A 25,658-nucleotide genomic window follows, 5' to 3' on the forward strand; every position below is an offset into this window, starting at 1 on the left:
TTACTCTTCCATCTCTGATAGCAGGCGCTGCATTTCGTCCAGGCTTTCGTCGGCCGAAGGCCCCTGGGGTTTGTCAATCTGCTCGGCCAGTGCGGCAATTGTCGGGTTATGGAACAGGCTGCGCAGCTCGATCCTGATGCCAAAACGGCTCTCGACCTGGGTCATCAGGCGCATCGCCAACAACGAATGACCGCCCAGTTCGAAGAAACTGTCGAACACCCCAACGTGCGGCACCGCGAGCAGGTCCTGCCAGATTTCGGCCAGTTGCCGCTCCGTTTCGGTACGCGGCGCCACCCCTTCGACCCTGACCGGCTGCGGCGCCGGCAAAGCCTTGCGGTCGATCTTGCCGTTGGCATTGAGGGCCAAGCGCGGTTGTTCGACAAAACCGGCCGGGACCATATAGCTCGGCAACACGCTTTCCAGGTACCGACGCAGGGCCCCTTGGTCAACCGAGCTCGGCGCCTGCAACCAGGCGAACAGGCTTTGGCTGCGCGGATCGATCATCACCACCGCCTCCTCCACGCCCGGGTAGCGACGCAACAACGATTCGATCTCGCCAGGCTCGATGCGGAACCCACGCACCTTGACCTGGAAGTCGCTGCGCCCGACATACGCCAGGCGACCGTCCTCGCGCCGGCGTACCAGGTCGCCGGTGCGATACATGCGGCTGCCAGGTTGGCTGGCATAGGGGTCGGGCAGATAGACCGCAGCCGTTGTCGGGGCGGCATGCTGATAACCCCGAGTCACCCCGGCGCCCGCGATATACAACTCGCCGGTAGTACCCAGCGGCACCGGACGCAGCATTTCATCGAGCACGTAGCAGCGGGTGTTGAGCAACGGCAAGCCAATATCGGCCACGCCGGACGGCGCGTCCTGCAACGCCTGGGTGGTTGACCACACCGTGGTTTCGGTCGGGCCATAGGCATTGATCAGCGCCACGCCACGGCTGCGCAGCTCGGCCACCAGCTCACCGGGAACCGCTTCACCGCCGATCAACCCACGCACCGGCGGCCAGTCGGCCTGCGCGGTTTCCAGCAGGATCTGCCAGCCGGCGGGCGTCGCCTGGAACACCGTGGCCCGGCGCAGCAAGGCAAACAGTTGGTACCCATCGACCACCTGCTCGCGGCGGGCCAGCAGTATGGACGCGCCATTGACCAGCGGCAGGAACAGCTCCGGCTTGCACATATCGAACGCATACGTGGTGCTGGCCAACCAGACATCCGTCGCGCTGAGCGGCAATTGCCGATCAAGCCCGGCCAACAGGTTGCTCAGGTTCTCGCGGCTGACCTGGACGCCTTTGGGGGTGCCGGTGGAGCCGGAGGTGTAGATCACGTAGGCGCGTTGCTGTGGGTGCACCGCCAGCCCGAGGTTATCGGCACTGCATGCCTGCAGCGGCACCTGATCGAGCCAGACGTTGTCGACCCCGCTCAAGGCATCGCCACACAGGCTTTCGCTGAGTACCAGGGCCGGGCGCGCGTGCTCGATGATGAAGCGCAGGCGCTCCGCCGGCTGTTGTGGATCCAGCGGCAGGTACGCCGCGCCGGCTTTGTGAATGGCCAACAGGGTTGGCAGCAACCACGGGCCTCGCGTCAGGCAGACCGCAATCAGGTCATCCGTACCGACACCTTGTGTACGCAGCCAATGGGCCAGGCGATTGCCGAGCGCGTTGAGTTGGGCATAGCTCAGTTGCTGGTCCTGGCAATCGACCGCCAGCGCCTGAGGGGTCAGTGCCACTTGACGCTCGAAACGGGCGATCAGGTCCGCGTCGCGGTGCACCGCCTCGTCAGGCCGGTGCCAGGGGCGCTGGGCCAGGGCGTGGTCGGCGTTGGCCAGGTCGATGTCCCAGAGGCGCGCCTGCGGGTTTTCCAGCATGCCCTCGAGCAGGTGCAGAAATTCGTCGGCATAGCGTTGCGCGGTGCGGGCCAGGAACAGGTCGGTGTTGTATTCCAGTACACAGGGCCAATCGTCACCGTGCTGCTCGATGTGCAAGCCGATATCCACCAGGGCGCTGTCACTTTCCACCGCCAGGCGCTGCGCCGGCAAACCGGCAAAACGCTGTTCGCCGTTTGCCACATCGCGCTGGATCAGGTTGAACAGCGCCTGGAACAGCGGTGTGTGGCTCAGGTCGCGGCGCACCTGCAAGGCCTCCACCAGCCGCTCGAAAGGCACGTCGCCATGTTGCTGCGCGGCCAGGTGAGTGGCGTGCAGTTGCTGCCACAAATGTTCGACCGATTGCTGGGCGTCCAGGCGGCTGCGCAGCACTTGGGTGGTCGCGAAGTAGCCGATCAGGTGATCGGTATGCGCCTGGTGGCGATGGGCAACGGGCAGGCCGATCCAGATTTCACGCTGGCCCGAGTGCCTGGCCAGGAGGGTTTTCCAGGCTGCCAGCAACGGCGTGAATGCGGTCAGCCCGTGGCGTTGCGCGGTCTCGCGCAAACGCTTGACCAGTGGCGCCGGCAGGCTGAAGCGCAGGCGCTGGCCGGTGTAGCCTTGCTCTGCGGGGCGTGGCAGGTCGGTCGGCAGGTTCAGCACCGGCGGTTCCCCGGCCAGGGTTTGGCGCCAGTACGCCAACTGCGTGTCGATACGCGCTTGGCCTGCCGGGCTTTGCCAGCTGGCCGCGATGTCCGAAAACTGCAGCGGCAGTGGCGGCAAGCAAGCGCTGCGCCCTTGCGCCAGCGCCTGGTAGATCAGTTGCAGTTCATTGAAGAAAATTTCCAGCGAGCGGGCATCGGCGATGATGTGGTGCAAGGTAACCTGCAGCACGCTCAGGCGCTGGCCCTGATACAGCTGCACCCGCCACAACGGTGGCGCCGACAGGTCGAAGGGCCGTTGTGCCTCTTGGCTCAACCTTTGTGCAAAGGCCGGCGAATGCACATCGACCTCCAGGGGTTCGCGGCTCAGCGGCACCGTCGTGCACACCTCGACCGCCTGGCGCGCGCCCTCGGGCGTTTCGCTGAACACCGTGCGCAAACTGTGCTGACGATCGCTCAGTTGTGCCAGAGCCTGCTCCAGCAACTCGGGTTGCAGGGTACCGTCCAAGCGCAAGGCGAGGGACAGCTGGTAGGCCTGAGTGTCCCCCTGCAAACGGTCGAGGAACCACAAGCGCTGCTGGGTGAAATGCAACGGCGCTTGGCACGCATTGAACGGACGCAGGAGGCTATCGGCCTCAACGCTGTTCAGTGCCACCTGCGCGGCAAAATCGCGCAGGACCGGGTGCTCGAACAGCGTGCGCAATGGCAGGCGCCGGCCATGCAGCTCGGCAATCCGCGCCACCAGACGCGCCGCCAGCAACGAATGGCCACCCAGGGCGAAGAAATGGTCGTGCGCGCCCACGTCGGAGCATCCCAGCAGCGCCTCCCAGAGCCTCGCCACTGCCTGTTCCCACTCGCCCGAGAGCGCGCCGCGCTGCCCGTCGCGTTGCAGCGGCGCCGGCAACGCCTTGCGGTCGACCTTGCCGCTTGGGCTCAAAGGCAGGGTGTCCAGCCGCACGAACTGGCTTGGCAGCATGTAGTCCGGCAGTTGCGCGCCGAGTGCCTCGCGCAGCAGCGTCTCATCCAGCGCCTCGCCTGCGTAGTAACCCACCAGGCTCGCCGCTTCGCCGCTGCCCAGCAGCACGACCGCCGCTTCGTGAACCCCAGGAATACGCGCCAGCAGCGCTTCGATTTCCCCGAGTTCGATGCGAAAGCCACGCAGCTTGACCTGGAAATCCAGGCGCCCCAGGTAGTCCAGGCTACCGCTGCGGTTGCGCCGCACCCGGTCACCCGTGCGGTACATGCGGGCCCCCGGCACGAAAGGATCCGGCAGGAAAGCCGCCGCCGTCAGCCGCGCCGCCGCGAAGTAGCCCCGCCCGAGGTTGGCCCCGGCCAGGTAGAGTTCACCAGGCACGCCGGCGGCCACAGGCTGCAAGTCGGCATCGAGGACATACGCGGCGGTGTTGGCGACCGGCTGCCCGATCGGCACCTCCACCCCCGCCTCGTCGCCGCGACGCACTTCAAAGGTGCTGTAGACCGTCGCTTCCGTCGGCCCGTAACCGTTGATCACCCTGGCACCTCGGCCCTCCATGGCCTCGGCCAGTGCCACGGGCAAGGCCTCGCCACCGGACACCGCGCGCACGCCCTGCCAACTGCGCGAGGTGTGCGCCACCAGCATGCGCCAGGTGGCCGGCGTGGCCTGCATGATCGTCGGTCGCCCACTCATCAGCAGGTGATCGATGGCCTGGGGGTCGCGCGCCTGTTCGCGGTCGGCCAACAGGATGCTGGCGCCATGCGCCAGGGGCAGCAGCAACTCGACGATGGCGATATCAAAGGTCGCGGTGGTCAAGGCCAGCACCCGGTCCTGGGCGGTCATGGGCAACACCTGCTCCACGGCCAGCATCAGGTTCATCAGGTTGCCACGGCTGATGGCCACGCCTTTGGGCTGGCCGGTGGAACCGGAGGTATACAACACATAGGCAAGTTGCTCTGCCGTCGGTGGCACCGCCGTGCAGCGGCCGGTTGCCTCCAAGGCATCGATGTCCAGCAACGGCACGCCGCTGTTCCACTGTGCCAATACCGCCAGGCTAGCGCCGGTGCCCAGGCACAGTTTGGGTTGCGCCGCCTCAAGGATGTAGCGGCCACGTTCCGGCGGTGTGTCCTCGGCCAATGGCACATAGGCAGCGCCGGCCTTGAGGATCGCCAGCATGGCCATGGGCAGGCGGGCATCACGGGGCAGGCTCAGCGCCACTCGATCTTCCAGGCCAATGCCACGGGCCTGCAAGGCTGCCGCCAGCCGCTCGGCGGCCTGGTCCAGTTCGGCGTAGGTCAGACGCTCGTCGCCGGCCAGTACGGCGATCGCATCAGGCTGGCGGGCCACCTGATGGGCAAAGGCCTGAATCATGTCCTGATGGCCGCTCACACGACGGCCATCGATCCGCGCAAGGTGGGTGTCGGCGGCTTGCCATGCCAGCTCACCCAAGGCTTGCTGCGGCTGCGCCAGCAACACATCGAGCAATGCCAGATACTGGTCGGCCATCGCCTGGGCCGTCTGTTCGCGGAACAGGTCGGTGCTGTATTGAAGGCTCAGGCTGATGCCATGTTCGCTGTCGCGCACGTCCAGGTGCACATCGCACAAGGCGCTGTCCGGACGGTTGTCCAGCGGCTCGGCGATCACATCGGTCAGCTCGAAACGTTCCAGGGCATTGCCCGGAAAGTAGTTGAACATGGCCTGGAACAATGGGTTGTAACTCACCTGCCGAACGACACCGAGCTGCTCGATCAGGTAATCGAACGGCAAGTCCTGATGGGACTGAACCGATACGGACAACGCCTGCAGTTCATTCATCAGCTGCAGCAGGCTGCGCTCACCCGAGAGTTGCTTGCGATACACCAGTGTATTGACGAAGCACCCGACCAGGGGTTGCAGCACCGCATGGTGCCGATTGGCGGCGGGCACCCCGACCAGAATGTCGTCTGTGCCACTGCGGCTGCGCAACAGCAGTTGGAACGCGGTGAGCATCGGGATGAAATTGCTCCAGCCGTGGCGGGCACTGAAGGCGCGCAAGCGTGCCGCCTGGGCGTCGGGCAAGCGTCGTTCAATACGAGCGCCGGCCTGGCTGGCCTGGGCCGGGCGGGGAAAGTCGGCCGCCAGCTCCAGCACCGGCAGCTCGCCGCTCAACTGCTCGCGCCAATAGGCCAGTTCCTGCTCGCACGCCTTGCTGTCCATCCATTGACGTTGCCAGACGGCGTAGTCGGCGTAGTGCATCGCCGGGGCTATTTGTGCGGTGCTTATGCCCTGGCGCACGTTGCAGTACTGCTTGCACACACTGTCGATGATCAATTGCAGGGACCAACCATCGGCAACGATGTGATGGCAGTTCAATGAGAGGACAAAGGCATCCGGCGCCAGGCGATAGAGTCTGGCGCGCAACAATGGCGCGGCGTCCAGCGAGAACGGTGTCATAGCGTCCCGACGCAGCAGACCGTGCAGCGCCTCCTCGTCCGGCACCTCGATCACGGGCACGTCAAGCTCGGCCCGCTCCAGCACCACCTGGCTCGGCCCATCGGCCTGGCTGATAAACCCGGTGCGCAGCACCTCGTGCTGGTCGACCACCGCCTGCAGCGCCGCCCGCAGGTCGGCGATGTGCAACTCACCGGTCAAGCGTACGGCGCCGGCCAGGTTGTAGGCCGGGCTGTCGGGGTCAAGTTGCTGCAAGAACCACAGACGCTGCTGGGCAAACGAGAGCGGCAGCGTTTCAGGGCGCGGCAACACGCTTGGCGATGGCTTCACGGTGTCGGCCTGGTTCTCCAGCCAATCGGCCATGGCGGCGATGGTCGGGCGCTCGAACACCACGCGCAGAGGCAGGTCCTTGCCCGTGAGTTTGCCGACCTGGCCAATCAGTTGAGTGGCCAGCAGCGAGTGGCCGCCCAGCTCGAAAAAGTTGTCCTCGACCCCGACCTTGCCAAGCGCCAGCACGCTCTGCCAAGCCTCGACCATCTGGCTTTGCAGCTCGCTGCTCGGCGCGACGTAGCGGGCCTGGCTCTGCGCGGCGAAGTCCGGCGCGGGCAAGGATTTGCGGTCGATCTTGCCATTGCCGTTGAGTGGAAACCGCTCCAGCAAGACAAATGCGCCCGGCGTCATGTACGGCGGCAGGTTGCCCAGCACATGCTCGCGCAAGGCTTCGATAGTGGCCAGGGCATCGCCCACCACATAGGCCACCAGCACCTTGGCACGTTGCTGGTCATCACGGGCGACGACCACCGCCTCGCGCACGCCGGGGTAACGGGTCAGGCAGGCTTCGATCTCGTCCAGCTCGATGCGGTGCCCACGGATCTTGACCTGATGGTCGGTACGCCCGACGTATTCGAGATCACCATTGGGCAGGAAGCGCGCCAGGTCGCCGGTGCGATACAGGCGCGAACCATCGTTGGCGATCGGGTTCGGCAGGAACACCGCCGCCGTACGCGCAGGGTCGGCCATGTAGCCGCGCCCGACGCCGACACCGGCGACGAAAATCTCCCCCACCGCACCGGCCGGTATCGGCTGCAGGTCGGCATTGAGCAGGTACAAGCGGTTGTTCAGCGTGGCACGGCCGATCGGCACGTTGGTGCGGTGTTCCGGCAACCGTTCGAGCAACGGATGGAAAGCCACATCATCGGAGCATTCGGCGGGCCCGTAGGCATTCATCAACGGGATGGCGGGATAGCGTTCGAACCAGCGACGCGCCAAGGCCGGCGGCAGCGCTTCGCCGGTTGCCAGCACCCAGCGCAGGCGCGAACGCTCAAGCCCCGCGTCAAGCAGGCCCTGCATCAGTGAGGGCACGGCTTCGAGGATGCTGACCGCGTGCCGCTCGATGGCCGACGCCAGAGCATCGGGGTCCTGCACCACGCAATCGCCGAGGATCACGGTGCGCGCGCCCAGCACCAGCCCGGCAAGGGTTTGCCAGACGGAAATGTCGAAGCACTGCGGCGCGGTCTGGGCAATCACATCGTTCGCATCGAGCCCCAGCCCCGGCAGCTTGCCAAGGATGTTGTTGAGCATCCCGGCGTGCGCCACCATGGCGCCCTTGGGTGTGCCGGTGGAACCGGACGTGAAGATGCAATAGGCCAGCGAATGCTCGTACACCGGCAGGTTCAGGTCGTCATCGCTGTAGCGGTTCAATACGGCCGGGTCGTAGAGCACGGCGTTGGGGCGCTGCTCAAGTAAACCCACGGCCTGCATCGCCAATTCGCCCAGCCCCGCGCTGTGAATCAGCAACGGCGTGCGGCTCTGGCGCAGCACTTGAGCCAAGCGCTGAGGCGGGTTGCGCGGGTCAAGTGGCAGCCAGCCGGCACCGGCCTTGAGGGTGGCGACGATCATCACCACCAGGTCCAGGCCACGCTCGTCGAATACCGCGACCAAGTCGCCGGCGTTGACACCCTGCGCGCGCAGGTGCCGGGCCAGGCGGTTGGCGGCGCGGTTCACCTGATCGAAGCTCAGGCTTTGCTCGCCGTGAACCACGGCAATGCGTTCGGGCGTGCGGCGCACCTGTTGCTGCAATCGCTCGATGTACAAAGGGTGCAGCGCTTGTTCGTCGGCCGCCAGGCCACCGCCGGCCCACACCTGATGCTGATGGGCGATTTCACGCGGATCGAGCATCGCCAGCTGGTGCAAGGGGGTCGCTGCGTTCGTGCGCAGGGCATCGCCGATGTTCAGCAGCAAGGTGCGGAAATGGCGCAGCATCTGCTCGATTTCTTCGCGCAGAAACCAGTCGGTCTGGTAGGTCAACTGCAGGTGCAGGCGCTCACCCGGAACGATCACCACCGTGATGGGATAGTTGGTGTGGGTGCGGTTGGCCATGTCGCTGATCAGGTAGTCGAGCTGCCCCTGCCGCAGGTCGGCGGCAATAGGGGCGTTTTCGAACACGAACAGGCTCTGGAACAGGTCCTGGCGCTGCACATCGCTCCAGCGCTGGATGTCGGCCAGGGACACACTTTCGTGTTCGCGCAGGCTCAGATTTTCGCTCTGCAGCGCCTTCAACCACGGGCCGAGCGCCTCGTCCGGGCGCCAGCCCCAACGCAGCGGCAGGCTATTGATGAACAGCCCGACAATACTGTCCATGCCTTGCAGGTGGACCGGGCGGCCGGCGACCGTTATCCCGAACACCAGGTCGCGATCCCCGCTGTAGCGCGCCAACAGCAACGCCCAGGCCCCTTGCACCAGGGTGTTGAGGGTGATGCCGTGTTGGGCCGCCGCGTGTTGCAATGCCTGGGTCTGCTCGATCTGCAGCTGTTCGACACAGTCTTCGACCGGCTCGGCGGCGCCCTGGATGCGGCCGACATGGCCGAAGCCAAACTCGTTGGGCGTGTCGAAACCCGCCAGGCGTTGTTGCCAGAACGCCTGATGGTCCTGGGGCTTCTGGGTTTCCAGCCAACGAATGAAATCACGATACGGACGCGGCGCCGGCAGGTTCAGGCGACGGCCTTCCTGGGCCGCGCGATAGCCGTTGAGAAAGTCCATCATGATGATCGAGAAGCACCAGGCATCCATCAGGATGTGGTGATAGCTGCGCACGAACTGGTAGGTGTCGGGCGCCAGCTTATAGAGCCTGACGCGCATCAGCGGCGCCTTGGTAAAGTCCAGCCCCTGGGCGCGCTCCTCACTGAGCAAGCGTTCCAGGCGCTCCTGTTGTTCGCCTTCGCTCAAATGCGACCAGTCTTCATAGGTGATCGGCAATTGGACCTGTTTGTGCACCACTTGCATCGGGCGCTTCTGCTGCTTCCAGACGAAGGAGGTGCGCAGCAGCTCATGGCGCTCCACCACCTGTGCCCAGGCCTGCTGGAACGCCGCCAGGTCGAGATTCGGCATGACCATGACATGCCGGTATTGCAGCAGATACATGCCCTTGCCAGGGTGCAACAGGCTGTGGAACAACAACCCTTGCTGCATGGGGGCCAGCGGGTAAATCGATTCGATATTGCGCGAAAGTGCTTTGACCTTGTCGTTCATGCTGACGGTATCCGAACCTGTAATGTAGGGGACGCAGGAATAATCACTGCTCAAGTTGTTCGAGCAGCCCCAGGAATTCATCGTCGGACAAGCCCGAGTCAGCGAAGTCCGAGGCCGTGGCACGCCCAGCGGCCGGCGCCAGGCAGTGCTCCAGCAAGCCAGCGAGGCGCTGCTGGAATTGCTCGGCCAGCTCGCGGACCACTGCGGGCGTGTGGGCCTTCGGGTCGTAACGCCATTCGATATGCAGGCGACCTTCGTTCACCAGTGCGGTGACATCCAGCCAATGCGTGCGACGGGTGCTGTCGGCGCGCATCCCGGGGCAGATCGGTCGGGCCAGTCGCCAAAGGCTGGATGCCTCGAGCCACTGGTCGACGCGCCCCAGATAGTTGAAGGTCAACAGCGAGGTCGCTCCCAGGCCGTGGGCCGGATCGAGGCGCAGCAGGCCGTAGCCGATACCTTGTTCAGGGATGCTGCGCAGGGCTTCCTTGGCGGCGATGATCGAGTGTTCGAGGTCCCACGAGGTGTCGACGGCCAGCGGATAGCGGCTGGTATGCCAACCCACCGACCGGGACAGATCGGGGCCCTGCTCCCAGCCGCTGCGACCGTGGCTTTCCAGTTCCAGGGTGACGCGCTCGCGTCCCTGCCAGTACCCGATGGCACCGGCCAGGGCGGCCACCAGCAGGTCCTGGACCTGCGTGCCGTAGGCGGCATGACAGTCGCCCAGCAGCCATTGCGTCTGCTCGACCGACAATTGCGCATCCAGCGTCTGGCTCTCACCGTACAGGCCGAGCGGTGCAGGCACGCCGCCCTCAGCGGCCAGTTGTGCCCGCCAGAAATCCACCTGGGCCAGTACATCGGGCTCGCCACGGCGGCGTTGCAACGCTTCGCTCCACACATGAAACCCTGCTGTCACGGGGGGCAGAACCGTTTCCGGGTGCAGGTAAAGGCTTTCCAGCTCGTGCAGCAGCACCTGCCACGACACCGCGTCGACCAGCAAGTGATGTGCCGTACAGAGCAACTCGCGGCTGTGGGCGAAGTACACCCAGCGGATCAACGGAGCCTGGGCCAGGTTCCAGCCCTGCTGCGCACTTTGAAGCAGGGCTTCGGTCAAGGGTGCCTCCTCCACGTGCAGCAACGCGTCGACCTGGTCCGGGGAAAAGCCTTGGTAGCGTTGTTGCCAGCCCTCGGGGGTTGCCACGAAGGTCAGGCGCAGGCTGGCATGGCGCTTGAGCAACGAGCCGAGGGCCTGGGTGAAGCGCGCCGGGTCCAGGGGTTGGTCAAGGGCCAGTAACAGCGACTGGTTCCAGGGTTCGGACAGGTTGTGCTGTTGAGCAAAAAACCAAGCCTGGATGGGCGTCAAGGCAAACGCCGTGGTGGGTTCGGGCGCTTCGTCGCCGCGCCGCGCATCCCGTGCGCCAAGGTCGATCACCTGTACGGCCCAACCGCGCACGGTGGGGTGTTCGAAGATCTGCTTGGGTTTGAGTTGCAGCCCCTGTTGCTTGGCGCGGGCGATGATCTGCAGGCTCAGAATCGAATCGCCGCCGACCGCGAAGAAATTATCGTCCACCTGCAAACCAGGGTTGTTGAGAATATCCCGGGCGATGTCGAGCAGGCGCCGTTCGAGGGTGCGTTGCGGGGTCTGCACCACCCGAGCCAAGGCGCGCACGCTTGGCTCGGCGAACAGCTGCTTGGGCGTCATCAGGATCTGTTGCTGACGCGCCAGGGCGATGATCTGCAGGCCGAGAATCGAATCGCCCCCCAGGGCGAAGAAGTTGTCATCGGGCCCCACCTCGGGGTTGCCGAGCATTGCCCGCCAGATGTCCAGCAAGGCGACTTCCACGGCATCCAGGAGCTGATCGTTCGACCGCTGTGGCTCATGGACAGCAGGCGTAGCCTGCTCAGCCAGGCGCAACAACGCCTGACGATCGACCTTGCCGTTGGGCAGCAAGGCAAATCCGTCGAGACAATGCCACTCGGCCGGGTGCATATAGTCCGGCAATTGCCGCTGCAGGGCGTTCTGGATCTCACCCAGTGCAGCCGGCGGCGCGACCAGAAAGGCCACCAGGCGATTGCCCGACAGCAACGTGGGGTTGTTCAACACCCTGGCGTCGCTGACCTGCGGCAGGGCACGCAACTGCGCCGCGACCTCTGCCGGCTCTACGCGGTACCCCCTGATTTTGACCTGCTCATCGAGGCGCCCGAGAAACTCCACCTGCCCCTGGTGATTAAGCCGCACTCGGTCGCCCGTGCGATAGCCGTGCTCACCAAAACGAGCCCGGTCAGCATCGTCGGCACTGAGATAACCCAGCGCCACCGTCGGCCCCTCAACGTACAACTCGCCGCTGACGCCTATCGGCAACAGCGCGCCGTCAGGTGAACGCACACTGACCTGGACATTCGCCAGTGGCCGCCCCAACGGCGCGGCCCCCGTGGCATCGACCTCATGGGTCAGTACCCCGACGGTGGTTTCGCTGGGGCCGTAGTGGTTGACGATGCGCAAGTCCGTTTGCAAGGCGCGCAAGCGTGTCACCAGGTCCTGCCCCAGGGCTTCGCCGCCCACCACCAGGCACTGGCGCGGCAATAAGCGCTGCGGGTTGGTGGCGATCAACAAGGCGTTGAGATGCGAAGGCACGATCTTCAACAGATCGACGGGCTGGCGCGCCAGCTCGGCAGCCAGTTCCTCGGCGTCGAAGGCCAGGTCCTCGGCCAGCAGGCGCAGGCGGCGCCCGCTCAGTAATGCGCCGAACAAGGCGGTGTGCCCCAGGTCGGTGGCGCAACTGGCCAGGCTGGCCAGGCTTGCGTCGGCCGTCAGGTCCAGGCGTTCAAGGCAGCCACTCACGTAGTGAATCAGGTTGCCCTGGCTGACCATCACGCCCTTCGGCCGACCGCTGGAGCCCGAGGTGTACACCACGTAAGCCGCGAGATCGGCCGCCAGGGGCGCGCGCAAAGGCGACTCACTGAACAGGGGCGCCGCCGGCAACGCCAACCACCGAACCTGCTCGGGCAACCAGTCAGGCCGCGCACCTTGACTGATCCAGACCTTGGGCATGGCATCCTCGCAGATCGCCTGCAAACGTGACGGCGGCCACTGCGGATCAACGGCCAGGTAGGTCGCGCCACACTGCCACGTCGCGAGCATGTGCATCACCAGCTCACGACTGCGCGGCAGGCACAACGCGACACGCTCGCCGGCCAACGGCACATTCGCTTGCAAGCGTTCGCCACGGGCGACCACGGCGCGCCCCAGTTCGGCATAGCTGAGCGCACCCTGCTGATCCTCAAGCGCAATCGAGCGAGGCTTGAGTGCACATTGCTCGGTGAACGCCTGCCAGGCGTTGCTGACGCCCACCGGCACGTCCTCGCCGGTGAGCAACGCGTGTTGCTCGGGCGCCAGCCAGTCAAGTTCGGCAAACGGCACCTGGGGTTGTTCGATCACGGCAAGTGCCAGGGCGACAAACTGATCCCGATAGCGCTCGACGGTCGCATGGCGGTACAACGCCTTGCTGTAGCGCCACCGGCAGAGGAATCCCTCTTCCTCGTCGATGATCACCATGTTCAGTTCGTGGGCCGCGCCTCGCTGCTCCGAGAGCAAGCGGTCGACATACTGCTCGAACGGCGCGGTGCGTTCCTTGTTCAGGGTGAACATATGCTGGAACAGCGGCGCCCTGCCCGCCTGACGCGGTAGATCCAGCTGTTTGACCAGCCGCGAGAAGGGATAGTGGCGGTGCTGCAGAGCCTGCTTGACGTTGGCGTCCACCTGCCTGGCCCACTCGCCGCTGGACAGGTCCCGACGCAAGCGACAGCGGATCGGCAGCGGATTGACCAGGTAACCCGGCAGGTTGACGTGTTCACGCCGCAAGCGCCAACCACTGGGTGTGCCGAGGACGAAGTCATCCTGGCCCGACAGTACGCCGAGAAATTGCTGGAACAGCGAAAACCACAGCACATACGGTGTTACGCCCCACTCGCGGGCGACGGCGCGAAACCGTGCGGTGGTGGCCGGGTCGAAACGCACCGACAACTCCCCGCCCTTGAAGGCCTGATTGCTGCCGTAGGGAAAATCCGTCGGCAACTCCAGCGCCGGGGCTTCGGCCAGCCACGCCTGCCACCATGCCAGCTCCACAGGCTCGGTCACTTCACTGCGGATATGCAGCGCACTGCAATAGTTGCGATAGGCGTCGGGATTCACGGCCGGCAGCGGTTGGTCGTTGACCAATGCGAACAACTCATTGAGCACGATGTAGAACGTGGCAAGATCCGCCGCGATGTGATGAATCACCAGCAACACGGTGTGCTCGACATGGCCGTCGCAGGCGTTGCTGAACAGAACGACGCGGCTGACATCGCCGTCTTCCAGAGTGAAGGGAAGATCGGCCGACTCGGTGATACGTTGCTGCAACGTCGCGGCGTCTGCCGCTTGCAAGGCCACACACTGCAACGGCCGGACGCGCTCGCGGTGGCTCCACTGCAGCCATTCACCGTTGCGCTCGGCATACGGCGTGCACAGCATCGGATAGCGTTGTTGCAGCGTCGCCCAGGCGTCCTGCAGGCGCTGGGGCAAGTCCGGGGTGACGAACTGCGGCTTGATCCGACCGGCGTAGGCAATGTTATACGCACAGCTGTCAGGTTCCAGGCGTTGCAGAAACCAGAGTGCCTGCTCGTTATCCGTGAGCGGCCGTGCCTCGAAATAATCGGGATGCTGTTGCAGCCATTGCACAACGTCGGCCTGGCAGGCGTGAAGCTCAGCTTTGAGCGCCTCATCCAGCGCCTCTGGCGATCCGTGCGTAATGATCAATTGGCCTTCGGCCGCCGATAAGCGAATTCCGCGCAGCCAGCAGCGATGCATCAGGCGATCGAGCATTGGGTGTCCTTTTTGTGCAGGTTCGAAACAGGCCGCCCATGACGACGGCTTTCTGAAAGTCAGAGGCGATCAGCTTGCCGAGGCAGGCTCCGCCATCGCGACCACGACCTTGCGCGTGCCCTGGAAGGTCGAGCGGCCGTGAGCCACCAGCATGTTGTCGAGCATCAACACATCCCCCGCCTGCCAGGCAAAGCTCACCTGGCAGCGTTGCAGGACCTCGCGGATATGCGTCAGCGCCTCCAGCTCGATGGGTGAGCCGTCGCCGTAAAACACGTTACGCGGCACCCCCTGCTCCCCGACAATGGAGATCAAGGTCTCGCGCACCGACGCGGCAAGGTTGGAGATATGGAACAGATGGGCCTGGTTGAACCACACCCATTCGCCGCTGACCGGATGCCGGGCCACGGCCTGGCAGACCTGGCGCGTGGAAAGCTCGCCGTCCTCCGTCCATTGGAAGTCGATGTGGCTGGCGCGACAGAAACGCTCAACCTGCGAGCGGTCTTCGGTGCTGAATGCCTGCTGCCAGGGCAAGTCCAGGCCGTTGCCGTAATTGCGCACGTACATCAGGCGCTTCTCGGCAAAGCGCTGACGGATGGCGGGGTCGAGTTGCTGGTAGACAAGGCGGCTGTCGGAAATAGGTGTTTCACCGCCGACCTGCGAGGCCTGCATGCAATGAAACCAGATCTTCATCGGCCAGTTCAGCGAATAGGATTGTTCATTGTGCAGCGGGATAACCTGATGGGCCGGGTACTCGGTAGACGTGTACACCCGGTTGTTGAGCTTGGTGCGCGGGGTGGATGCGTAATCGTAGGTCAGCAGTTCATGACCGAAGCTGCGGGCAAATGCCTCGAAGTCCGCTTCGCCGTTGAATCCAAAGCCACGAAACAAAATGCCACCAGCCCTGGGTAATTCGGCTTCGACCACGCGCCGGATCAGCGCCTGGCTGGCTTGCCAGGCGTCACCGGCATTCGCGGCTTCGACAATGAACGGGAGGGTCTGCTCGCTACCCGGTACAACATCCTTGAATTGAACCTGTGCACGCAACACACCACTTTCCATTTGAGCCCCCCACCATCGCCATCGGCGCATTTTTTCGAGAGCACAAACTAATACAAATAGGTAACAGCTGCAATAGAGAATCATTGTCATTAATGTGTATTGTTTCACAGACGACATGTTTCACTTGGCCTGCAGCACGCTCTCCCGTTCGGCGATATGCGACATCAACAAATAGGCGGAACCCACCAGGCCCTGCATCGTATCGGCATAGCGGCTGCGATTGAGGTAGAGGAACTGGCGGTTCTTCACCGCAAACAGGTTCTGCCACTGCGGCGACTGGCGAAACGCCGCGGTGCTGGCTTCTGAATTGAGCAGCTCTTCATAGGTGTCGATAATGAAATCACTGTCGAAGTCGCCGATGCGCTCCAGGCTGTAAGGCACGTTTTGCCGGGCATCGCGGTACGCGGCGACGCGCCCCAGGCCGAAATCGGCGATGACGTCGTCCATGCCGCCGCGCCCGATCAGCTGGAAACCGTCACTGTAGACCTCCAGCGTGGTGACAGTGATACGTGAAGGTTCTTTCACGCGCTTCTTGAACTCGCTGACGATCCCTTGATATTCGTTGAGCATTTCTTGATAGCGCTGCGGCTTGCCAACCAGGTCGGCGAGCTCCTTGGCATAGGTCTTGATGTCGCCTTCCCGGACGGGCAGCAGCACGACCGGGGCGATCTTGCTGAGTTTGTCCTTGAGGTCGGCGTGATACGACAAACCGACGATCAAATCAGGTTTCAAGGCGGCGATGGCCTCCAGATCGGGTGCCTGCTGCGAGCCGACGTACTGGATACCCGTCACATCGAACCGCCCTTGCGTTCCGCGAAACAACACATCCGAGAACAGCTTTTTACGCCCCGTGGAACCACAGGGCTTGATCCCCAGCTCAAGCAACTGGGTCGTCAGGCTGAAATCGTGCAAAGACACAATGCAATGCGGGGCCACGGGGACCTCGACCCGACCAAACTGGTTTTCGAACACCTTGGTTTCAGCCGCACCGGCCTGCCCAGCCAACAATGCCAGCGGCACACACAGCATGCCGACCATCGCCCGAAAAAAAACCTTCACCCGTTCCCGCACGTGTTTACCTCCAGCCCCTTCGATAGGCGTTAATGTGTTTCAGCGACTGCGCTGGCGCGCCAGCAAAACAATCAGATAAGGCGCGCCGATGATTGCGACCACCAGCCCCGCCGGCAACTGCAACGGAGGGAAAAGCCCTCTGCCCAGCGTGTCACCGGCCAGCACCAACAGCGCGCCGACCAATGCCGACAAAGGGATCAACGCACCATGACGATCACCGGCCATTTGTCGCGCCAGATGCGGCGCCACCAGCCCGACAAACGTCATGGTGCCGACATTCGCCACAGCCGCCGCCGTCAGCATCACGCTGCACAACAACAAGGCCAGCATGACCCCCGTAACATTCAGACCTCGGCTGAGGGCAACTTTTTCGCCCAGCTGCAACAGATTCAGCTGACGATGGCAGAACACCAATGGCAGCCCCGCCACCAGCAGCCAGATGCCCAGGCTGTGCACCTGCGGCCAGCCGGCGCGGTGCAAACTGCCACCAAGCCACATCAGCGCCGACTCGACCTGGTCGATATTGCCGTACGTAATGAGCAAATCGGCCACCGCGCTGAGCATGGCGGTCAGCCCCACGCCGACCAGGATCAGGCGCAACGGCGAGATGCCCTGGCGCCAGGACAGCAGCGCGACAAACAACGCCACCGTCAAGCCGCCGGCCAGCGCCGCCAAGGGGTAGAACGCCAGAGGCAGGAGCGTCGGCCAGAGCACGATGATCAGCAACATGGTAACGCTGGCGCCCGACTCGACCCCCACCAGCCCCGGCGCCGCCAACGGGTTACGCGTCAACGACTGCATCAACAGGCCGGCCAGAGACATTGCGCTGCCGGCCAGAATCGCCAGCAAGACCCGGGGCAGCCGCAGCTCCCAGAGCAAATTGCGCAGGGTCGAGTCGACCTGCTCAGGCGTCAGCAAGGCTTGCCCTACCTGGGCAACATCCAGCGCATAACTGCCAACAGTCAAGGCGTACAGCGCCATTGCCACCACGGCAACCATCAGCAACAGCACTGAAATCAAATCGATCGGCCGGGCCACCCATGGCAGCCACGGATAGGCGCGGGGCAAGGTCAATCCAGTGCGCATCATCGGACCTTCCTCAACACCAGCACGACAAAAATCGGGCCGCCGATCAGGGCCGTTACGATGCCGGTATTGAGTTCGAACGGGCGCACCACGGTTCTGGCCGCGATGTCCGCCAGGATCAGCAGCAAGGCCCCCAGCAACGGAGCCGCCAGCAGGAGTCGACGATAATCATCACCGAACAACAGCCGCGCAGCATGCGGCACCACCAGGCCGACAAAACCAATGGGACCCGCCAGTGACACCGCACACCCTGACAACAGGACCACCGATGCCAGGCCGAACACACGCATTTTCAACAGGCTGACACCCATGCTTGCGGCGGCTTGCGCGCCCAGGCGATGTGCATTCAACGCACGTACGTTCACCAGGCACAATGCCATACCCCATAACAGGTAAGGCCAGACCCAGGCTTGCATCGAGCCTCCGGTCACGCCGATAGAGCCGGTAAGCCAGCGCCGCAAGCTGTCGAGGCCCTGCTGGTCGAGCAGCAGCAAGATCGAGGTGATCGCGCTGAACAGCGCCGCGATCATCGCACCCGACAAGGTCAGTCGAATCGGGTTGTGCCCCCGTCCCGCCAACATCAGGACGCCGAGAGCGGCCACCAATGCGCCCGCAAACGCAAACAACGGAATCATCGACATATCGTTGCCCGGCAGCACCAGCAAGCCGAACACGACAAACAACGCAGCGCCGCTGTTGATGCCGAGAATGCCAGGGTCGGCCAGCGGGTTATCGCCCACCGCCTGCATGATTGCGCCAGCAAGCCCGAGGCTGGCCCCTACCAGTATCGCAACCAGCAGGCGCGGCAAGCGGCTGCCGCGAATGACGTTCTGGTCGGCGTTGTCCGGTGCGTAGGCGACCAAGGCTTGCCACGCTTCATGCCAGGGTATGTCCTTGGCGCCGACCAGCAGATGAAGCAGCGCCGCCAGGGCGATCGCCAGCAATAAACCCAACCAGACTGGCAAGCGTAAACCGTGACTCACATCGCCTCCCGCAGGGCTGCCGACCGTTTGAGGCGGGTCTGCGGTACGCATAACGGGTCACCGGAATGGGGGTCGGTGATAATGTGCGCATCCAGATCGAACACCGCCTTGAGATTTTCCCGCGTGAACACCTCGGCAGGCGAGCCCTGGGCGAGCAGGCACCCTTCGCGCATCATCACCAAATGATCGGCATAACGCGCGGCCTGGTTGAGGTCGTGAAGCACAGCCACGATGGTTTTGCCTTGGTCACGAAGGTCAACCAGCAATTCCAGCAGCGTGACCTGGTGCGCAATGTCGAGAAAGGTCGTTGGCTCATCCAGCAGAATCACCGGCGTATCCTGGGCCAGCGTCATAGCGATCCAGCAGCGCTGCAATTGCCCACCCGACAGGGTTGCCAACGAACGATCAAGCAAAAGACTGATGCCAGCCAGGTCAATGGCGCGCTCAATCGCCTGTTGATCCTGTTCGGACCATTGGCGCCACCAACTCTGCCAGGGAAAACGCCCCTGCATCACCAGCTCGCGCACAGTCATGCCGGCGGGCGATGTGGTGCGCTGGGGCAATAACGCCAGTTGTTGCGCCAACGCCCGACGCGAATATTGCCCCAAGGGCTTTCCCGACAACCGCACGCTGCCTGCACTCGGCCGCAGCATGTGCGCAAGCACATTCAACAGCGTGGTCTTGCCGCAGCCATTGGCCCCGATCAACGCAGTGAAACGACCTTGCGGTATATCCAGGCTGACGCCGTTGAGAATCTGCTGTTCGCCATAGCTCAGCCGCACGTCGGTGGCTTTCAGCATGACCTTCCCTCCACGCCCAAAAGGCCTGATCGAATCATTCATCGAGTAATGCCCCCGCAGCGTTTTTACGCCCGGCCATATGAGGCCATCGGTTGGGGGGGCTATCTAAGTGGGCGACAGGATATGTCGAAATTAAAAAAAATGCCCGCAGGACTGACAATACTAATGCAAACCTTTATCATTAACAGCTAATATATGGCCAGTAGACATCCCTCTGCACGGTCTGCCTGATTGAGCAGGAATCAGGGCATAAGGCCCACCCGAAGCCAAAATGTGAACTCAAGGACTCCCTCGATGCGCGGAACAAAAACAACAGTTGCCAGCGAAAATGGTTATGCCAGGCGTCATCCAGTGTTTCACCTAAGCACCCTTGCACTGGCTTTGGGAAGCATTTTTTCAGCGCAGGCGATTGCCGCGCAGAGTGAACCGTCCGACAAGGGCGCGGCGGTTCAACTCGGAGAAATCAACATCAATGCCACGGCGCCCGAGAACCCCACGGGGCCGATCAACGGCAAAGTCGCGTTGCGCAACACCAGCGCCACCAAAACCAATGCGGCCATTACTGAAACACCCCAATCGTTGTCCGTGGTGACAGCCGATGAAATGCGCGACCGCAAATCGGACACCCTGGCCGACGCCCTCAGCTATACCCCGGGCTTCACCAGCCAGCCTGGCAGCTTCAACCGCACCTCCGACCGGTTCCGCATTCGCGGCTTCGACGTAGAGTCCGCCACCGGCGGCTCGTTGCGCGACGGCCTGCGCCTGCAAAACAACTCCTATGACGGTGTGCAGGAACCCTACGGCCTGGAGCGCGTAGAGGTGATCCGCGGCGCGGCCTCGGTGCTGTACGGGCAGTTGTCGCCGGGCGGTTTTGTCAACGGCGTCAGCAAGCGCCCGACCGACACCCCGCTGCATGAGTTGGGCCTGCAATACGGCAACAATGACCGCAAGCAACTGACTGGAGACTTCAGCGGCCCCCTCGGCGACAGCGAGACCCTCAGCTATCGCCTGACCCTGCTCAAGCGCGACAGTGATACCCAGCAGGACCACGTCAACGACGACAAGACCTACATCGCCCCAGCCCTGACCTGGCGCCCCAACGACGATACGTCGCTGACCTTGCTGTCCTTCTACCAGAAAAGTGACACACGCTTCTCTGCGCCCCTGCCCTACCAGCTCGTCAAGGGTGTAGGCAACGGCCCCTTCACCATCGGCCGCCATGACTTCATCGGCGAGCCCAGCTATGACGACATGAATGGCGAAATGTCCGCCATCGGCTATGAGTTCGAACACCGCTTCGACGAGCACACCCGTATCAGTAACAAACTGCGTTACTACGAAGCGGACGTGAAATGGAAATACCTGCAGGCCCAGACAGGTACAGCGGCCATCAATGCGGCGGCCACCCGAGGTATCCTGGCCCGTCAGTACAGTGATCGGCGTGAACGCTCCCGAGCATTGGCCAGCGATACCAATATCGAAACCCGCTGGAATATCGGCGGCGTGGAAAACACCTTCCTGGTCGGCGCCGATACCTACGATGCCTCGTACGACTCGCATAACTTCCGAGCCAATACCACTTCCCTCAACCTCAGCACCTACAACTACGGACAGCCCGTGGTCGTGAACAAGGATCCGAGGCGTGATCGCGGCTCGCAGATCGACACCCTGCAGACAGGCATCTACCTGCAAGACCAGATAAAGTTCGACGATCACTGGCTATTGCTGCTCGGTGGCCGACACGACTGGGCAGACCAGGATCAAAGAGGCTTCGCCACCGGGCAGAAACTCAGCCAGAACAACGAAGCCACGACCTGGCGCGCGGGGCTGGTGTACCAGGCAGATAACGGCCTTGCGCCTTACATCAGCTACAGCGAATCATTCTTCCCGGTCGCGGTGTCCGAAGCGCCTGGCCAGACGTTCGACCCCACCGAAGGCAAGCAGTACGAAGTCGGCATTCGCTACCAGCCCACGGGCAGCAACATCTTGTTGAGCGCGGCGGTCTACGAACTGACCCAGACAAACGTGCTGAAGTTTGACCTCGCAGGGGCCAACCCCACACAAATCGGCGAACAGCGCTCCCGTGGACTTGAGCTGGAAGCCAAGGCGGATGTCAGCCCTCAACTCAGTGTCATCGCGACCTATGCCTACACCGATGCACGTATCACCAAAAGCTTGACCCAGAGCGAAGTAGGCCAGCGCAGCGAAGACACGCCCTACCATCAGGCCGCCCTGTGGGCTGACTACAACTTCGCCTTGTTTGGCTTGCCGAAGCTGAAGGTGGGCGGTGGTGCGCGGTACCAGGGAACGACCCAGGCCTCCGGTATTGCCTCGCAGATGCCCGCCTATACCCTGTTCGACGCCATGGCCAGCTACCAGATCGACAAGAACTGGGACGTTAGCCTCAACGCGAACAACGTCATGAACAAAAAGTACACCTACTGTGAGTTTGCAATCTGCCGCTACGGCGACGAACGCGAGTTGGTGACGTCCGTCAACTTCAGGTGGTAAGCACGGGTTCGGTCAGCATGTCGTCAACTCTCTTGTCGAGGATCGACCTGTTCAAAAAGTCCACCCACTGACCGTCCAACCTGAGCAGGTGAAGACGCGAAAGCGGAATAAGCGACATGAGACAACGCTGGGGTCGGCCAACCGCCCCAGCGTTTTTTTTGCCGCTTTCCCTGTCCAGGCATCCAGCGTGGATGAAATGCCAGTAACTGCGTGGGGGCCTGGCGTAGTAGCTTTGTGCCTTGTTGATTATCTGAAGCGAAGGACCGTATGAGCCAGACGAACGCAGACAAGGCAGATCGACTGAGAAAGGCCGCTCAGAACAACGGTGATGACCATTCAGGCCGTCAGGCAACTCGCAGTGTGATGAGAGAGGTGCTTAAAGGCACGAAACTCCCGGCCGGCAGCGTTTGTGACACCTTCATTCCGTTGCAGAACCCTAAAAAACGCGAACGCGCCAATGTAGATCAGGCTGGCCTTGGCGATCTCATCCAAGATATCGAACGTTCAAAACAAACAGATTTGAGTGATATCGCGGACCAGTGGCACCTGACTCATGATGCCCCGCCTGTGCGCTAAGCCCGCAGCATTGAAGGATTTCCAAGTCCTCCGCCTGCCCGTCCTCAACTTCGCTGCCTTCCATGCGATGGCCATCAACCTGCGCACGCGCAACTCCTAGTCCGAACTAAGCTCAATATCCTCTGGAAAGATGAGCTTTCCATACCAACCATGTCCGGCCGTAAGAGCAGATATCGGAGCAAGTAACAGTGCCACCAGTAACAAGGCTCTCTTCAATCCGCCAAGGCCGCTAACCATTACCCTGCAGATAAGCCATAGATGAAGAGCACTTGCGCCACTTGCAAGAAAGATAAACCCAAAGGCCTGAAACGAGCTGGACATCCGTGTTCCTCATATTCCCTAAAAACCGCAGTATAGAGTTTTAACGATCAGCCAATGACCAGCAGCATGTTACGAGGGGAAGGAATCTTTCAGATGAGGGACCTGCGCGCCAAAGCGGGTGCTGACAAGGCAGAATTCAGCGGCGATTTCTTACAGGCGCGTGATCAGCTCGGGCATATAACGAAAAAGGGCTTGCGTGATAAATCACGCAAGCCCTTGAATCATATGGTGCCCAAACCGGGACGCCCTTACGAGTGGGGGGGGGGTTAAGTCCGCAGACTTTTCTTTTTAAATCATATGGGCCTGGCGCCAAGTCAAGGTCGATTCATGCGCCGCATAGCCCGCACCCAGCAACGCAAACGTCAAACCTGGCTCGCACTGCCGGCCAGCGGATTAGAAGAGGTAGGCCATGGCTGCCGAACAGAAGGAACGCACAGCCAAGCTTGCCGAGGAGCGGCAGGAACTGGGCGAGCAGGAATTGCGGCACACGGTCCCGCACAGTACCTGGCGGATGCTCGACGAACTGATGTGCTGGCATGAGGTCGAGGAAGTCAGCGAGGCGGTGCTGGTGCTGGTGCTGGTGCTGGTGCTGGTGCTGAATGGTCGAGCCGAGAATCTACCGCCGGCGCCCCAGAAAGTAAAAGGACCGTCCGACATCATCCGCCACTACTTCCGCAAGGGAATGCGGGTCCGACTTGAAGCACTCACCGCTGAACTGAGCGAAGAGAAAGACCGGGCTACCATCTGACGACTGATTGCGCACGCGCACTCACTGGGCGCCAAGAAGTCCGCGCATCTCTTCGAAATTCCGCGCCACGATTTGACCGTATCGGAAAATGTGGCGCACAAATTACGGCAAGCGGGTTTCGCCGAATCACTTCAAATAAATGTCGACGACGACGAATAACCCGCAAACCTGAGTAAAAACCTTGTCCAGACTCAGACCTTTGTGGACTGTGTGAAAGCCCACCCAAATGCGACCGCTGCGATGATAGGTCGAATCAGGTCTGTTGCCGGCGCCATACCGGTAAATATTTGCAGGCTAGCGAATACGAAGACAACAACTGCGGCAAGGATGCCCAGCACCGAAATCCAGCGGAAATATCGTGGAAACATCAAAATCACTCCCTTGAGAAAGGCGTGATCGTAATTGCAATAGGCCATTATATCAATCTACTCGCTGCATCGGTAAACCGAAGGGCGTCTCCTGGCCTCAGATTTCCGCAGCCTTCAATGTAAAGAAAATTGCAGGCCACATGACCAAGGCGACTTTCAAGAAAATCGTTCCAACATTGGCCCGAAATTTTCTCAACTCAATATTAAGGGCAACCATCGATACTACCAATGCGAGCGGCATGAGCCAAAAAAGGTGATACACGCTAAGGCCGATGAACACTACTATCGCAATAGATATCCACCAGTGGGTGAGAGCTACGACTGTTGATTTCACTCGATGCTGCGGGGCCACCAAAAGACCAAAAGTCCAGCTCACAGCGAAAAACAAAACTACCGTCCAGGCCGCATAGCGCATCAGCATCTCCTTGATCCGACTCCATGCCGGATATCCGTAATACCCCAACCAAAACCAAATTGCCACCACCCGACACGGAGGGCGGCGCCTGACTGGAGATAATCCAAGAAAGAGCAAGAACGCGCCGCACTCACCGCCCGCGTGGCAGAAGACCTGGCCCTACATCAGTACACCCAGCTGGTGAGTGAAAACGGCGTCGAGGTTTGGCGCTGCGCACGGCCAGGCAGCAGCTGCTACGGGTTCGACATCTGCGTTACCCGCTTCGGCATGTGCATGATGGGCGATATCGGCCCGCTCGTATTCCACGTTGGATCCAGCTACAGCATCAACTTCTTGCGCCACCAGAGCGATGGTTATCTGCACGAGAAGCTGGACCGCGACATCAAGAGTAAGGTGATCGACTTCGACGCGATCCGTGACACTGTGTGCGAGTGCATCGCCGGACGCATCGATTACGAATTGCGGAGCGATGAGGCTCCGGAATAGATCGCGGATGTCCCGAATAAGGGCGTCACCCTGGAGCAGGCTGAACAACTCGTTAATGGCTGTGCGAGCGCGACGGGGCAGAAGACGAGCGCCTTCCTTTCTCCGACCTGACTGACGTAGTTGAGGGGGTCGAGACCTTCGCCGACGGTCGCGACAGCGAGACGGTCCTGGCCTACGAATTTCTCCAAAATAACGAAGAGCTGATCGGTGGCAGCGACCTATGGGAGTCGAATGTGTGCGTCGCCTAGTTTGACAACTCTAGTTGGGAAATCTCTTTCGAAAACGAATCCTGAAACTGTAACCAATACATTTCAATCATCCTGCCTTGTAGTTGTATTCCTTCGTAAGCCAGCACTGCGGATTCTTCGCTGACTTCTCCTTTGTCGATGAGACTATTGACGTCAGCCCTCATTTGGACCAAACCTCCCAATATCCCGCTACAGGCAAGGACCATTTCATAAGTACCAAGCTCATGACTAGGAAGTGCCTCTAGAGAACTCAAGGCCGCTGCTGTAGTAACTCCCAGCGTCATTTTCCAGGTGCTAACAAAGACGTAAATGGGTGGAGTTTTGGCAGCAAATGCCCCCGTCGACATACCGTACTCGGCAGCATTTTTTACTACTGCCAATCGAGCTTTAGCCCGATTTATTGCCATAGCATTTTGAGCAGCATTTTGACGGTAATGCTGCAAGTTGCTGACATGTAGCGCTCCCCAGATCGCAGCAATGGACCCAATAGCCTGTACCCAACTCGCTAGCTCACTGCTTGTAAGTTTGAGCAGTGCAATCAAAAAAATCAGTGCGCAAGCCAAAACAAAATTTTGAACTGATATCCACGGTTTCATTAGAGACCTCCCCTTCTCGTTAAGCATCCCAATCCCCCCCCCCCTCCGAATTTATCCGCCAAATATA

The 25,658-nt window shown here is 61.8% G+C and carries 13 protein-coding genes and 1 pseudogene; 5 read left to right on the top strand and 9 right to left on the bottom strand.

The genetic code is table 11. The features are described 5' to 3' along the window. From AB4O05_RS19170 to AB4O05_RS19200, 7 genes are all read right to left on the bottom strand, one after another. Positions 1-9,462 (bottom strand): amino acid adenylation domain-containing protein, encoded by a 9,462-nt coding sequence (locus tag AB4O05_RS19170; RefSeq protein ID WP_460135955.1) that lies wholly within the window; start codon positions 9,460-9,462, stop codon positions 1-3. A gap of 43 nt (positions 9,463-9,505) precedes the next feature. Next, entirely contained in the window at positions 9,506-14,323 is a 4,818-nt protein-coding gene (locus tag AB4O05_RS19175) for an acyl carrier protein (protein WP_460135954.1), read from the bottom strand. A gap of 69 nt (positions 14,324-14,392) precedes the next feature. Next, positions 14,393-15,382, bottom strand: coding sequence for a TauD/TfdA family dioxygenase (locus AB4O05_RS19180; protein ID WP_460135953.1), 990 nt, complete (start codon positions 15,380-15,382; stop codon positions 14,393-14,395). A 120-nt stretch (positions 15,383-15,502) separates the two neighbouring features. After that, complete coding sequence (locus AB4O05_RS19185) at positions 15,503-16,441, bottom strand: ABC transporter substrate-binding protein (protein ID WP_460164779.1); 939 nt, start codon at positions 16,439-16,441, stop codon at positions 15,503-15,505. A 51-nt stretch (positions 16,442-16,492) separates the two neighbouring features. After that, positions 16,493-17,542: a FecCD family ABC transporter permease gene (locus tag AB4O05_RS19190; protein WP_460135951.1), complete on the bottom strand. Its 1,050-nt coding sequence runs from the start codon at positions 17,540-17,542 to the stop codon at positions 16,493-16,495. Continuing rightward, positions 17,539-18,522, bottom strand: coding sequence for a FecCD family ABC transporter permease (locus AB4O05_RS19195; RefSeq protein ID WP_460135949.1), 984 nt, complete (start codon positions 18,520-18,522; stop codon positions 17,539-17,541). Before AB4O05_RS19195 ends, AB4O05_RS19190 begins: the two co-directional genes overlap by 4 nt. Further along, positions 18,519-19,322, bottom strand: coding sequence for an ABC transporter ATP-binding protein (locus tag AB4O05_RS19200; RefSeq protein ID WP_460135948.1), 804 nt, complete (start codon positions 19,320-19,322; stop codon positions 18,519-18,521). The genes AB4O05_RS19195 and AB4O05_RS19200 overlap by 4 nt, the downstream gene beginning before the upstream one ends. A gap of 294 nt (positions 19,323-19,616) precedes the next feature. On the opposite strand from AB4O05_RS19200, the gene AB4O05_RS19205 reads away from it, so the two are divergent. From AB4O05_RS19205 to AB4O05_RS19220, 4 genes and pseudogenes are all read left to right on the top strand, one after another. After that, complete coding sequence (locus tag AB4O05_RS19205) at positions 19,617-21,833, top strand: TonB-dependent siderophore receptor (protein ID WP_460135947.1); 2,217 nt, start codon at positions 19,617-19,619, stop codon at positions 21,831-21,833. Between the two features lie 267 nt (positions 21,834-22,100). Continuing rightward, on the top strand, positions 22,101-22,409 hold the full coding sequence (locus AB4O05_RS19210) for a hypothetical protein (protein WP_460135946.1): 309 nt from the start codon (positions 22,101-22,103) through the stop codon (positions 22,407-22,409). Between the two features lie 369 nt (positions 22,410-22,778). Further along, positions 22,779-23,000, top strand: a pseudogene (locus tag AB4O05_RS19215) (hypothetical protein); the annotation flags it as partial. A 139-nt stretch (positions 23,001-23,139) separates the two neighbouring features. Beyond that, positions 23,140-23,478, top strand: a complete 339-nt coding sequence (locus AB4O05_RS19220) for a hypothetical protein (RefSeq protein WP_460135945.1) — start codon at positions 23,140-23,142, stop codon at positions 23,476-23,478. 465 nt (positions 23,479-23,943) lie between these two features. On the opposite strand, the gene AB4O05_RS19225 is transcribed toward AB4O05_RS19220, so the two are convergent. Further along, entirely contained in the window at positions 23,944-24,261 is a 318-nt protein-coding gene (locus AB4O05_RS19225) for a hypothetical protein (RefSeq protein WP_460135944.1), read from the bottom strand. A gap of 141 nt (positions 24,262-24,402) precedes the next feature. Between AB4O05_RS19225 and AB4O05_RS19230 the strand changes: the two genes are divergently transcribed. Further along, entirely contained in the window at positions 24,403-24,747 is a 345-nt protein-coding gene (locus tag AB4O05_RS19230; protein ID WP_460135943.1) for a hypothetical protein, read from the top strand. 244 nt (positions 24,748-24,991) lie between these two features. Here the strand turns inward: AB4O05_RS19230 and AB4O05_RS19235 are convergent, their stop codons facing one another. Beyond that, complete coding sequence (locus AB4O05_RS19235; protein WP_460135942.1) at positions 24,992-25,591, bottom strand: hypothetical protein; 600 nt, start codon at positions 25,589-25,591, stop codon at positions 24,992-24,994. Between the last annotated feature and the right edge of the window lie 67 nt (positions 25,592-25,658).

Source organism: Pseudomonas sp. S1_G07, from assembly GCF_054668565.1.

Coding starts and splice junctions, on each gene's coding strand:
- AB4O05_RS19175 (WP_460135954.1), bottom strand. CDS start 14,323: ATGCTCGATCGCCTGATGCATCGCTGCTGGCTGCGCGGAATTCGCTTA.
- AB4O05_RS19210 (WP_460135946.1), top strand. CDS start 22,101: ATGAGCCAGACGAACGCAGACAAGGCAGATCGACTGAGAAAGGCCGCT.
- AB4O05_RS19235 (WP_460135942.1), bottom strand. CDS start 25,591: ATGAAACCGTGGATATCAGTTCAAAATTTTGTTTTGGCTTGCGCACTG.
- AB4O05_RS19190 (WP_460135951.1), bottom strand. CDS start 17,542: ATGATGCGCACTGGATTGACCTTGCCCCGCGCCTATCCGTGGCTGCCA.
- AB4O05_RS19225 (WP_460135944.1), bottom strand. CDS start 24,261: ATGCGCTATGCGGCCTGGACGGTAGTTTTGTTTTTCGCTGTGAGCTGG.
- AB4O05_RS19200 (WP_460135948.1), bottom strand. CDS start 19,322: ATGCTGAAAGCCACCGACGTGCGGCTGAGCTATGGCGAACAGCAGATT.
- AB4O05_RS19180 (WP_460135953.1), bottom strand. CDS start 15,382: ATGGAAAGTGGTGTGTTGCGTGCACAGGTTCAATTCAAGGATGTTGTA.
- AB4O05_RS19170 (WP_460135955.1), bottom strand. CDS start 9,462: ATGAACGACAAGGTCAAAGCACTTTCGCGCAATATCGAATCGATTTAC.
- AB4O05_RS19205 (WP_460135947.1), top strand. CDS start 19,617: ATGCGCGGAACAAAAACAACAGTTGCCAGCGAAAATGGTTATGCCAGG.
- AB4O05_RS19220 (WP_460135945.1), top strand. CDS start 23,140: ATGGCTGCCGAACAGAAGGAACGCACAGCCAAGCTTGCCGAGGAGCGG.